10 protein-coding genes, 1 other RNA gene and 1 pseudogene are annotated in these 11860 nt (G+C 71.1%); 8 read left to right on the top strand and 4 right to left on the bottom strand.

Features of this window, described 5'->3' with window-relative positions; translation table 11 throughout:
- Positions 1–93: 93 nt before the first annotated feature.
- A complete protein-coding gene (locus AC07BS_RS34875) occupies positions 94–453 on the bottom strand; it encodes a hypothetical protein (protein ID WP_478641260.1) in 360 nt (119 codons plus the stop codon).
- A 189-nt stretch (positions 454–642) separates the two neighbouring features.
- Positions 643–1443, bottom strand: coding sequence for a peroxide stress protein YaaA (gene yaaA / locus AC07BS_RS34870; RefSeq protein WP_478935554.1), 801 nt, complete (start codon positions 1441–1443; stop codon positions 643–645).
- A 675-nt stretch (positions 1444–2118) separates the two neighbouring features.
- Here yaaA and AC07BS_RS34865 point away from each other — a divergent pair.
- A complete protein-coding gene (locus AC07BS_RS34865; protein ID WP_478641258.1) occupies positions 2119–2589 on the top strand; it encodes a hypothetical protein in 471 nt (156 codons plus the stop codon).
- A 75-nt stretch (positions 2590–2664) separates the two neighbouring features.
- Positions 2665–3076, top strand: an RNA gene (gene rnpB, locus AC07BS_RS34860) — RNase P RNA component class A.
- Between the two features lie 83 nt (positions 3077–3159).
- Here the strand turns inward: rnpB and AC07BS_RS34855 are convergent.
- Positions 3160–3861: pseudogene (locus AC07BS_RS34855) on the bottom strand (XRE family transcriptional regulator).
- Between the two features lie 101 nt (positions 3862–3962).
- On the opposite strand from AC07BS_RS34855, the gene AC07BS_RS34850 reads away from it, so the two are divergent.
- Both AC07BS_RS34850 and AC07BS_RS34845 read left to right on the top strand, forming a co-directional pair.
- Entirely contained in the window at positions 3963–4430 is a 468-nt protein-coding gene (locus AC07BS_RS34850; RefSeq protein ID WP_478935553.1) for a glycine-rich domain-containing protein, read from the top strand.
- 37 nt (positions 4431–4467) lie between these two features.
- Positions 4468–4617 carry a hypothetical protein gene (locus AC07BS_RS34845; protein WP_478935551.1) on the top strand — a complete coding sequence of 50 codons (150 nt, stop codon included), beginning with the start codon at positions 4468–4470 and terminating at the stop codon, positions 4615–4617.
- A gap of 120 nt (positions 4618–4737) precedes the next feature.
- Here the strand turns inward: AC07BS_RS34845 and AC07BS_RS34840 are convergent, their stop codons facing one another.
- Positions 4738–5766, bottom strand: a complete 1029-nt coding sequence (locus AC07BS_RS34840) for a LuxR C-terminal-related transcriptional regulator (protein ID WP_478641254.1) — start codon at positions 5764–5766, stop codon at positions 4738–4740.
- 192 nt (positions 5767–5958) lie between these two features.
- Here AC07BS_RS34840 and AC07BS_RS34835 point away from each other — a divergent pair, with 192 nt between their 5' ends.
- From AC07BS_RS34835 to AC07BS_RS34820, 4 genes are all read left to right on the top strand, one after another.
- Entirely contained in the window at positions 5959–6276 is a 318-nt protein-coding gene (locus tag AC07BS_RS34835; protein ID WP_478641253.1) for a hypothetical protein, read from the top strand.
- Between the two features lie 682 nt (positions 6277–6958).
- A complete protein-coding gene (locus AC07BS_RS34830; protein ID WP_478935550.1) occupies positions 6959–8440 on the top strand; it encodes an FG-GAP repeat domain-containing protein in 1482 nt (493 codons plus the stop codon).
- Positions 8441–8446: 6 nt separating this feature from the next.
- The gene (locus AC07BS_RS34825) at positions 8447–10507 is read left to right on the top strand and encodes a glycoside hydrolase domain-containing protein (protein WP_478935549.1); all 2061 of its coding nucleotides are present in this window, start codon (positions 8447–8449) and stop codon (positions 10505–10507) included.
- 54 nt (positions 10508–10561) lie between these two features.
- Positions 10562–11737: a transglycosylase family protein gene (locus AC07BS_RS34820; RefSeq protein WP_478935548.1), complete on the top strand. Its 1176-nt coding sequence runs from the start codon at positions 10562–10564 to the stop codon at positions 11735–11737.
- Positions 11738–11860 lie beyond the last annotated feature (123 nt).

Here is an 11860-nt window from a genome sequence, read left to right as displayed (position 1 = left end):
TGCTCTTGAGAACCAACACCTCCCCCCTGCCTCCCCTCCCCCCCCTCTTCCCCCTCCCCCCCCCCCCCCCCCCCTGGGGCCCCCCGGGAGCCGTCAGCGGTCGGTCGTCGACACGACCCAGGCGCAGGAGGGGCACTCCCAGCGGTCCGGATCGCCGATCCGCGGCGGCGTCATGTCGAGGTCGCAGTGGGGGCACCGCACCACGATCGGCTCCACGTGCCCGCACGTCCCGCACACCCACAACGGGCCCTCGGAGTCGTGCTGCCGCCACGCCGTCCGCAGACAGCGCCGGCACCCGGTGGTGACGATCCCGGCCCCCCGGCTCATCACCGGCGGTTCCGGAGTCGTGTCGGCGTACTCGATGATCTGTGCCCGGACCCGGCTGTCGTTCGTATTGGCCATCCGGAGCAGATGCGCGACGCGCGAACGTGCTTCATCAACGAAATCGTTCATGGCGGTCAGCAGGCTATCGGTCCGCCGGTCAGCCGCGTTCACATGCGGTCAGCGGGTCGCTTTTCGCCGCCCGTTGGTGTCATTGCCCTGATCGCTGTTGGCAGGCCCCCGGGTGCCCACCGGATCACCCCCGAACGGGTGGACGGCGGACCGATGTCCGCCGCTCACCCGCCCGGCGCCCACGGGCGCCTACAGCTCGGTCACCACCACGTCGAGCGCCCACGGCTTGCCGGCCTTCGGGGGAGCGTCGTCGCCCTCGACCGCGTACCCCAGGTCGCGCAGCGCCTCCGCGAGCTCGCGCGGTCCGGCGGGTTCGAGGCCGGCGGTGAGGAGGTCGCGGACGAGGCGGCCCTTCGTGGCCTTGTTGAAGTGGCTGACGACCGACCGCTTCTCCACGCCCTTCACGATCCTCGACTGGAGGACCCGGACCGTCGCCGTCCGCCCGGCGAGCTCGCCCTTGGGCTTCCAGGCGGTGGCGTAGGCGGCCGACCGCAGGTCCAGCACCAGCCCGTCGCCGGCCGCGTCGGGCAGCGCGTCGGCCATGGGGCCGCGCCAGTACGCGCCGAGCGCGCCCAGGGCCGGCAGCTTGACCCCCATCGAGCAGCGGTAGGAGGGGATCGCGTCGTCGACGCGGACGGCGCCCCACAGACCGGAGAAGACGAGCAGCGACCGCCCCGCGGCCCGGCGCGCGGCGGGGGAGAGGGTGGCGAGGCCCAGCGCGTCGTAGAGGACGCCGGTGTAGACCTCGCCGGCGGGGCGGGTGGGGGCCGTGCGCAGCCCGGCGTTCTTGGCGATCTCGCCGCGCAGGCCGGGGCTCAGGCCCAGCACCTCGGCGGCCTTGTCCTCGTCGCCGGAGCACAGCTCCACGAGCTCGGCCAGCACCGTCTCCCGGGCCGGGCCGAGGCTGCCCAGGGACAGCGACCCGGTGTCGAGGGCGGGCCCGGTACCACCGGTGGCCTTCCCTTCGGACGGCGGCAACAGGACGAGCACGGCGGGTCTCCTTCACGAGTGCGGGGAACGGGCGGGGGCGACGGGCGCGGGCCGGCCGCCCCGGATGACCTCTGCACCCTAACGCTGTCGGTTCCAGCCCTGTCCGCCCTGCCCGCCGTGCCGGGGGCCCGTGCCGCCCCTACGCTCGGCGCCATGCCCCGGTGCCCGACGCGTGTGACGGACACGGAGCGCACGCCGCTGCTGTCCGCCCTGCGCGAGCTGCGCGAGCGCACGCGCGTACCGGTGTCGTTCCCGCCCGCGGTGACGGCCGAGGCCGAGAGGGCCGCGCGGCGGCCGCGGATACCGGCGTACGACGCGACGGACATACCCCTGTTCACCGTTCGACGCGGGGACGGCGGAGGAACCGGTGGCCCTGCTGCGGGAGACCGTCCGGCACGCCGACGGCCACTGCGTGGCGGTCCACCGGGCACCGCCGCCCGTGGCGGGCTGGAGCGCGCAGGTGGCGCTGATGACGGGCATGGCGGCGGCCCGGATGATGCTGGCCGCGGGCACCGGCGTCCTGCGGACTCCGGCGGGGACCGGGCCGGCAGCGGCGGCCCGGCTGCGCCGGGTGGCGCGGGCCCTGGGCGTCACCTGGCCGGAGAGCGTGCCGTACGCGGCGGCGGTACGGGCCCTGGACCCGGCGGACGTCCGGCACGCGGCGTTCCTGCGGGAGTGCGCGACCCTCGCCCGGGGCGGCGGCTGCACGGTCTTCGACCGGGACCGCCCGACCGCCCTCCCCCGCCGGCCGACCCTGGTCACGCGGCGCTCGGCGCCCCGTACGCCCTCTGCACGGCACCGCTGCGGCGGCTCGTCGACCGCTACACGGGGGAGCTGTGCGTGGCGGCGGCGGGAGGGCGGGAGACGCCCGAATGGGTGCGGGCCGCGCTGGACGGCCTGCCGGGGGAGACGGAGGCGGGCGCGCGGCGGGCGGGGGAGGCGGAGCGGGAGTGCGCGGACCTGGTCGACGCGGCGCTGCTGCGCCACCGGATCGGGGAGGTCTTCGACGGATGGGTGACCGATGTGATCGCCTCCCGCTCCACGGCGGGCACCGTACGGCTCGCCGACCCGCCCGTCGCCGGCCACGTCGAGGGAGACGGCGACGGCCCGCCCCTGCCGCTCGGCGAGCGCCTGCGGTCAGGGTGATCCAGGCGAACCCGGGACGGGAGAAGGTGTGGTTCGCGCCCGCGTGAGGCCCGGTACCATGGTCGTCACGGCGGACGAGCCGGCCGGGCGGCCGCGAGGAACCCTTCACGGGTCCTTCGAGGAACGTCCGGGCTCCACACGGCAGGGTGGTGGGTAACGCCCACCCGGGGTGACCCGCGGGACAGTGCCACAGAAAACAGACCGCCGGGGGTCTTCGGATTCCCGGTAAGGGTGAAACGGTGGTGTAAGAGACCACCAGCGCCTGGGGTGACCCAGGCGGCTAGGTAAACCCCACCCGGAGCAAGGTCAAGAGGGGCCGTCGCTTCACGGCGACGACCCTGCGCGGACGATCGAGGGCTGCCCGCCCGAGTCCGCGGGTAGACCGCACGAGCCTGTCGGCAACGGCAGGCCTAGATGGATGGCCGCCTCCCCGGCCCCCGCAAGGGGACCGGGAGACAGAACCCGGCGTACAGGCCGGTCTCGTCCGTCGGCCGTTTTGGGTCAGGGCCTCCGACCTGCGCGAGCGCAGGTCGGAGGCCCTTTCGTTTCCCGTGCGCCCTGGAGCGGGCGTCATGGCTTGCGGTTGTAGGCGTCCATGGTGGTCTTGGCCGTCGAGGCATCCTTGAAGGTCAGCTCCCACGGGCCCGTGTTCACGTCGAAGTCCTTGCCGAAGCCGACCCACTTCCCCGTCATCCTGCGGCCGGTCGGCTCGATCAGCAGCTGGATGGCTCCGTGGTAGACGGCTCCGGCGTAGTAGCCGTCCCGTGCTGTCTCCTCGCGCTACGTTCCCGTGACCACGTTGCCCTCCACCGTCAGATCGAGGGTGAGCGGAGAGTGGGGGTTGGAGGAGCCTTCCGGCAGCGATCGCGCGGTGAGTTTGCTGCCGTGCTGGATGACGACCACGAAGTGCTCACCTGTGAAGTCGGCACCCCGCCCTGACGAGTGGTACTCGTACCGGGACAGCCAGATGCCCGACAAGGTGCCGTGATCGTTGTGCTTGGGCATGGGGACAGCACCTCCCGGGGCTGTTGCGGCTCCCACGTTCACCGCCTCTCGTTGCGCTGCACCGCGGCCGCCCGGCATGGCCAGGGCGAAGCCCAGGGCCTCGATCGGGAGCCCCGTGACGCGTTCCATGGCTCTGGCGTACACGGGGCGGGGGCACAGCACCGTCCCCGACTCCCATCGCTGCACGTTCCGCTTGGCGCAGTCGTTCGGCTCGCCGGCCGCCTTTCCGGCCTGACGTATGGCGTGGGCCAGGTCGTCTTGCGACATCCGCAGGCTGATCCTGACGGCGCGAAGGATCGCGTTGGGTTCGGCCACGCCTTCGACAGTACGACCTCGGGCGTCAGCAGGGCAGTGCTTTTGACCCCTTGGTGACCGATGTACGTGTACTGCTCGGTGACGCGTTCAGCGAGGTCCGCGCCACTGTGATGGACAACAACCCCGGCATGCCGGAAGAGACGGCCGGGCGCATCGTGGACGAGGCCGTGAAGTTCATGGTCGCCGCAGCGAGGTTTCCCCGGGCGACCGTCGTGCCGTCGCGGGCGGTGGACGAGGGGTGGCATGCCCTGATCCTGCACACCAGGACGTACGGTCGGTTGTGCGATCGCCTGGGGCTGTTCGTCCATCACACGCCGGAACGCCCCGACGCGGGTCGCTACAGCGCCGCGGTGATCGAGCGAACCGTCACCCTGATCGAGGAGGCGGGTTTCTCGGTCGACGCGGAGCTCTGGGGAAGTCCCACGGAGGGGCTGGCCCTGGCTGTGGCGGCGAACTGTCAGCACTCCGACGACGGTGGTCCGATCGTCATCATCCCCAAGCCGGGCGACTCGGGCGCGTAGGCTGCCCCTTCCCGGAGACGGAAGGGGCAGTGGGCCAGTGGAATGGATCGACCCCAGGTACGCGGACATCGTCGAAGCGATGAGGAAGGCCCGAGCCGTCGCCGCGCGGGACGGCGTTGATCGGCCGGTGAGAGGGTTCATCCTTCCGAAAGAGGACACGGCGACGCCGAGCGACGGAGAGCCGTAGGCCGGCGCTGTGTGTCGCGAAAGCCCCCTGATTGCTGCCTCGCAGGTCAGGGGGCTTTCGTGTGAGGGGTGGGAGGCTGGGGCGGGGGCGTGCCGGAAACAGTCATTCCGGTCCTGGGGGTCACTCGCAAGCGGGAGTGCGGTCGCGGACCGGCGTGCAGCCGCACGGCAGCCAGCCCGCTCGTACGGCCAGGGCGCCGGCCTCGAAGCGGCTGCGGGCGCCGAGGCGTTCCATGAGGCCGGTGGCGATGCGGCGGGCCGTGCGCTGGGAGACGCCCAGGCGCTTGGCGATGCCCTCGTCGGTGCGGCCCTCGGCCAGCAGCCGGACCGTGGCCGCCTCCTGAGCGGTCAGGCCCAGCGCGTCCCGGCCGGCGGTCTCGCCGAACCGCGCGGCGGACGCCCACACGTTCTCGAACAGCGCGCAGAGCGCGGCGAGCACGCCCTGCCCGGTCAGAACGACCGCACGGGCGGCGCTGTCCTCACTGTCCACCGGCATGACCGCGGTCGTGCGATCGACGATGATCATGCGGGCCGGCAGGGCGGCCGCCGTGCGGACCTCGCCGCCCAGATCGGTCAGCCACCGCGCGTACGCCACGGTGTGCGGGCTGTTCCGCACGCTGTCGAGGTAGACCGTGCGCATCCGCACACCCCGGCCCAGCAGCTCCCGGTCCAGGGGGCGGGCGGCCTCGATGTTGTCCTCCGTCTGCGCGCCACCGGGGCTGAACGACATCACCTCCGTCCGCACCTCCCGGGTGAGCCCGGCCAGCCGGTCCCGGATCGCGTCGAGCCCCGTCAGCTGCTCGACGGCGATGCCCACCGAGTCCGGGCGCCGGTCGGCGAACTCGGCGATGAGCTGCGCCGCCACGGCCCGCGACTCCTCCAGGCGCCGCTGCTGCTCGGCGAGCCGGGCATGCTGACGGGCCATCAGGATGCCCAGGCCGATGTCCGGCGCCACCGCCCTCGACTGTCCCGCGTGCTCCGCCGAGGGACGCACGAGGGAGAGTTCGCTCAGCACGTCGAGGCCGTGGCGGACCTCGTCGGTGGTCATTCCCAGCTGCTCGGCCAGGGCCCCCACGCCCGCGCCCGGCAGGGCCAGCATCCCGCGGTAGACCCGTTCGGATGCGGCGTCGAGCCCCAAAGTGTCCAGCATGTGTGTGCTGCCCCCCATGAGAAGTCCGGCAGAAAGCCGGAATTTCCATCCAAACCTTCGTGATCATTACATGGCACCCAGTGATTGGGTAGCGGGATGACGCCCGGCCCCGGGGCCGTTTCCGGCCAGGGACCGAACCACCCCGGATCCCGCCCTGGCGGGCGGGTGAAGTCCCTGGTAAGGCTAGGGATCATGTATCTCGTGCACGTCGCCCTGCGTGGCCGGAGCGGAGCGGAACTCCTGCCCGCCGACAGGGAAGTGTTCCTCTCCCAGGCGCTTCCCGAGGACGGCGTCGAACACGTCGTGGTCCACCCGTGCGCCGTGCCGTACCCCGTCGTCGGGATGTACCTGCTCGCGGACCGGCTGGCGATCGCCGAGTCCCGCGCGGAACAGGTCTGCCGGCGCGCCCTGCTCTCCTCGCCCGCGCTGTGCGGGTGGGAGGTGGTGAGCGCCCAGGCGCCCCTGATGGACTTCTGCCGGAAGCCCCTCCCCGGGACGCCGCCGGACTGAGTCCGTGCGGGGCTTCGCCGGTACGCGAGCCCTCCTGGTGCGCGGGGCCCTCCTGGACCGAACCGGCCAGGGCCGCTTCGGTCCACCCCGAACGCCTTGCGCCGGCCCCGGCCGGCGGCGAAGCTGATCATCGTCAGCACGGAACGCCGGACTGACGGACAGGACGGGGGAGCGCCCGCACGAGCCGGAGGACGGCCGGGGCGGGCCCGGCCGGCATCACCGCGGGATGCCAACGACCCGGTCCGATTCGCGATCTTAACCGATCCGATCCGAACGCGATGCGATGCGATCCGATCCGCGATTCGATCCGCGATCCGGTTCGTTCGGTTCGTCCGGTTCGGCCGAAACCGGCCGTCACCCGACAGGCGTTCCGCCCCCAGCCCGCCCCGCCCCCGGAGGACCACCAGAGATGTTCCGTACCCGTATCGCCCGGGCCGCCGCGGTCATGGCCCTCGCGCTCGGTGCCGCGGCCCTCGCCCCGGCCCATGCCCTGGTGGCAGCCCAGCACTCCATGGGCTGGCAGTAATGGGCTGGGAGTGACATCCGGGCGGGCCACCGCCCGCCCTTCCCGGCCATGAACGTCCCGCTCGCGCTCGCCGCCGAGCCGTCCATCCTTCCGCCTGTCATGGGCATGTCGAGCCCCGCTTCGCCATGCCCGCAGGCCCTCGCACAGGAGAACCCCTTGTCCAAGAATGCCTACCTTCGTACGTCCGCCATCGGCATCGGCCTCGTCGCCGCCCTCACGGGCGGTGTCGTTGCCTCGGCGACCGCCGCCACGGCGGCGCCGGCAGCCACGAACGCCGCCGGCACCGCGGCCAAGCCCAAGCCCTCGGACGACGGTTACGGAAGCTCCGGCCAGGGCCCGATCACCCCGGTGCCCGGCAAGGGCGCCAAGAAGCGTGGCCTCGTGGCCTCCCCCAGAACCGGCAGCGAGTCGGCGCCGAAGATCACCCGGAGCGAGGTCATCGACCGCGCCAAGACGTGGGTGGACAAGGGCCTGGTCTACAACCAGAGCGGCTGGCACGAGGGCTACCGCATGGACTGCTCCGGCTACGTGTCGATGGCCTGGAACCTCGACGAGTCGCTCACGACGCCCTACTTCGGTCCCGTGTCCAAGCGCATCGCCAAGGAGGAACTCAAGACCGGTGACGCCCTGCTGAATCCCAAGTTCGGCAATGAGGGCCACATCGTGATCTTCGAGAAGTGGGCCAACGCCGACCATTCCCGCTACATAGGCTACGAGTTCTCCTCGTCCGGCGTGCACCACCGCGAGATCCCCTACACCTACTTCGCGGACCACGACCCCGAGAGCTACTACCCGATCCGCAACAACTCCATCGTCGACGACGTCCCCAGCGACCCCGGCATGACCAGCCTGACCGCCGGTGACTTCGACGGTGACGGCAAGAAGGACGTCGTGGCGGTGGAGGTGTCCACCGGCAAGCTGTTCAGCTACGCGGGTCAGGGCAACGGCCGCCTGGGCGATCGCGTCGAGATCGGTCGTGGTGGTTGGAACGGTCTGAAGGACCTCGTCGCCGGCGACTTCAACAAGGACGGCAAGGACGACCTGGTCGCCACCGAGGTCAACACCGGCAAGCTCGTCCTCTACCCGGGTACGGGTACCGGCTCCGGCCTCGGCCGCCTCGGTGACCGTGTCGAGATCGGTCGCGGCGGCTGGAACGGTCTGAAGGATCTGTTCGTGGGTGACTTCAACGGCGACGGCAAGAAGGACATCGGCGCCACCGAGATCAGCACGGGCAAGCTGTTCCTCTACCCCGGCACCGGCAAGGCGGACGGCCTGGGCGCGCTCGGCGATCGTGTCGAGATCGGTGACGGTGGCTGGAACGGCATGAACAAGCTGGTCAGCCCTGGTGACGTGGACAAGGACGGCAAGGACGACCTCATCGCCACCGAGACCGGCACCGGCAAGCTCTTCCTCTACGGCGGCACGGGTGCCGGCCAGGTGAAGAGCCGGGTCGAGATCGGGCGCGGCGGCTGGAACGGTATCTCCGGCATCGCGGGCGCCGACTTCAACGGTGACGGTGTCGGTGACCTGGCCGCTGTCGAGTCCGAGCCGGGTGCCGAGGGCAAGCTGTACTTCTACCCCGGCACCGGTGACGGCCGCTTCGGCGACCGCGTCGAAATCGGCAACGGCGGCTGGTAGTCACCCATGAGGACCCAGCAACAGCACACGCGCCGCCTGGCCACGCTCGTGGCGGCCGCCGCCATCGTCGCCACTCCGCTCCAGATCGCGGGCACGGCGTCCGCCGCCCCCGGCGGCCCGTCCGCCTCGTCCACTGTCCCCGTCACGTACCAGGGGCTGAAGCTCCAGGTCCCCGGCGACTGGAAGGTCGTCGACCTGGACCGGCAGCCGGACACCTGCGTCCGCTTCGACCAGCACACGCTCTACCTCGGCCACCCCGGTGCCGACCAGAAGTGCCCGGCGCACCTCGTCGCCCCGAGCACCGAGGCCATGGTCGTCGAGCCCGTCGCGGGTGCCGCCCCTGGCGGGGGCATCCCCACCGTGCGGGTCCCGGCAGGCAAGTCCGTGCCGGACGTGCTGCCTTCCGACGTGGGGAAGACGGTCCGGGTGACGTTCGAGTCGCGGGGCGTGCAGGCGACCGCCGCCTACGGGGAGACCTCGGCGGCCATCCGGAAGATCCTCGCGACCGCGACCCCCGACGGCGCTCCCGCCAAGGCCCAGCGCCCGGCCCCCGCACCCGGGCTCGCCGCGCCCCGGGCCCTGGCGTCGCCGACCGGCGTCACGCCGAGCACGGGGTTCACGGGCAAGGCGTTCGACACCTGCGAAGCCCCGTCCGACTCCAAGATGGAGGCTTGGGCCGACTCTCCCTACCGTGGTGTGGGCGTATACATCGGCGGCGCCGAGCACGGGTGCAAGACCCAGGCCAACCTCACCCCGGAATGGGTGTCGACGCAGTCCCGGGCCGGCTGGCACCTCCTGCCCATCTACGTGGGCGTGCAGGCCCCACGCATCGAGAACGCCGCCAAGGACGGCCGGGACGCCGCCGACGACGCGGCCAAGAAGGCCAGGGACCTCGGCTTCGGCCCCGGCACGGTCCTGTACTTCGACATGGAGCAGTACGAGCCCGGCTACCGCGACACGGTCCTCACCTTCCTCTCCGCCTGGACCGAGCGCGTGAAGCAGCTCGGCTTCCGCTCCGGCGTCTACAGTTCCGCCTCCAGCGGCATCAGCGACCTCGCCTCGGTCCACGACGACGGCTCGTACCGCCGCCCCGACGTCGTATGGACAGCCAACTGGAACGGGAAGGCCGACACCGCCGACCCCTACATCCCGGCCGGCTACTGGGCTGACCGTCAGCGCGTCCACCAGTACTCCGGCAACACCTACGAGACGTACGGCGGCGTCAGGATGTACATCGACCGCAACTACGTCGATGTGGCCCCGGCAGCCGCGGCGGACCCCGGGATGACGAGCCTGACGGCCGGTGATTTCGACGGTGACGGGAAGAAGGACCTGGTGGCGGTGGAGGTGTCCACCGGCAAGCTGTTCAGCTACCCGGGCAGGGGCAGCGGCCGGCTCGGTGACCGGGTCGAGATCGGTCGTGGTGGTTGGAACGGTCTGAAGGACCTGGTCGCCGGTGATTTCGACAAGGACGGCAAGGACGATCTGGTCGGCACTGAGATCAGCAGCGGCAAGCTGTTCCTCTACAAGGGCAATGGCCGTGGTCTCGGTGACCGTGTGGAGATCGGTCGTGGTGGCTGGAACGGTCTGAAGGATCTGTTCGTGGGTGACTTCAACGGCGACGGCAAGAAGGACATCGGCGCCACCGAGATCAGCACGGGCAAGCTGTTCCTCTACCCCGGCAACGGTACGGCTGATGGCCTGGGCGCGCTCGGCGATCGTGTCGAGATCGGTGAGGGTGGCTGGAACGGCATGAACAAGCTGGTCAGCCCTGGTGACGTGGACAAGGACGGCAAGGACGACCTCATCGCCACCGAGACTGGCACCGGCAAGCTGTTCCTCTACGGCGGCACGGGTGCCGGCCAGGTGAAGAGCCGGGTCGAGATCGGGCGAGGCGGCTGGAACGGGATCTCCGACATCGCGGGCGCCGACTTCAACGGTGACGGTATCGGTGACCTGGCCGCTGTCGAGTCCGAGCCGGGTGCCGAGGGCAAGCTGTACTTCTACCCCGGCACCGGTGACGGCCGCTTCGGCGACCGCGTCGAAATCGGCAACGGCGGCTGGTAGCAGCTCTTTTCGCTCGCGCCCATTTCCTCCTCTCTCTCCACGAACAGGTTTCGTATGTCTGCCTCAATCCGTATACGCAAGGGCCTGATCGCCGCCGCCGTCGCCCCCGTCGCCGTCCTCTCCTTCCTCAACTGCGGTACGGCGAACGCCGCTTCGGTCGAGACGTGGGACAAGGTCGCGCACTGCGAGAGCACCGACGACTGGCACATCAACACCGGCCACAGCAACCTCTACGGCGGGCTTCAGATCCTGCAGAGCACCTGGGTGGCCTATGGCGGCACCGAGTACGCCCCGCGCGCCGACCTGGCCACCAAGGAGCAGCAGATCCGCATCGCGGAGAAGATCCTCGCCGGTCAGGGCGCGGGCGCCTGGGGCAGCTGCGGAGCGGAGGCCGGCCTGGCGTACGACCACGCCGAACCGTTCCCCGCCAAGCCCACCGACTCGGGCATGACGAGCCTGACCGCCGGTGATTTCGACAGTGACGGAAAGAAGGACCTGGTGGCGGTGGAGGTGTCCACCGGCAAGCTGTTCAGCTACGCGGGTCAGGGCAGCGGCCGGCTCGGTGACCGGGTCGAGATCGGTCGTGGTGGGTGGAACGGTCTGAAGGACCTGGTCGCCGGTGATTTCGACAAGGACGGCAAGGACGATCTGGTCGGCACCGAGGTCAGCAGCGGCAAGCTGTTCCTCTACAAGGGCAATGGCCGTGGTCTCGGTGACCGTGTGGAGATCGGTCGTGGTGGTTGGAACGGTCTGAAGGATCTGTTCGTGGGTGACTTCAACGGCGACGGCAAGAAGGACATCGGCGCGACCGAGATCAGCACGGGCAAGCTGTTCCTCTATCCCGGCACCGGCAAGGCGGACGGCCTGGGCGCGCTCGGCGATCGTGTCGAGATCGGTGACGGTGGCTGGAACGGCATGAACAAGCTGGTCAGCCCTGGTGACGTGGACAAGGACGGCAAGGACGACCTCATCGCCACCGAGACCGGCACCGGCAAGCTCTTCCTCTACGGCGGCACGGGTGCCGGCCAGCTGAAGAGCCGGGTCGAGATCGGCCGTGGCGGCTGGAACGGGATCTCCGACATCGCGGGCGCCGACTTCAACGGCGACGGTATCGGTGACCTGGCCGCCGTCGAGTCCGAGCCCGGCACTGAAGGAAAGCTGTACTTCTACCCCGGTACGGGCAGCGGCCGCTTCGGCGACCGCGTCGAGATCGGCGACGGCGGCTGGTAGCCGTCATGAGCGTGGGGGGGGGGGGGGGGGGCCCCCCCCCGCCCCCCCCCCCCACCCCCCCCCCCCCCCGCACAGAACAGCCCCCCCCACCCACCCAAGCCCCCCCCCGCCCCGGTGGGCTAG

Source organism: Streptomyces sp. NPDC044063 (genome assembly GCF_056434285.1).
The sequence above is the reverse complement of the archived record's forward strand: the minus strand, read 5'-3'. Positions and strand labels throughout refer to the sequence as shown.

Bases quoted from the DNA above. Each gene is read 5' to 3' on its own strand.
- AC07BS_RS34820 (WP_478935548.1), top strand. From the start codon at position 10,562: ATGTCTGCCTCAATCCGTATACGCAAGGGCCTGATCGCCGCCGCCGTC.
- AC07BS_RS34875 (WP_478641260.1), bottom strand. From the start codon at position 453: ATGAACGATTTCGTTGATGAAGCACGTTCGCGCGTCGCGCATCTGCTC.
- AC07BS_RS34825 (WP_478935549.1), top strand. From the start codon at position 8,447: ATGAGGACCCAGCAACAGCACACGCGCCGCCTGGCCACGCTCGTGGCG.
- AC07BS_RS34840 (WP_478641254.1), bottom strand. From the start codon at position 5,766: ATGCTGGACACTTTGGGGCTCGACGCCGCATCCGAACGGGTCTACCGC.
- AC07BS_RS34835 (WP_478641253.1), top strand. From the start codon at position 5,959: ATGTATCTCGTGCACGTCGCCCTGCGTGGCCGGAGCGGAGCGGAACTC.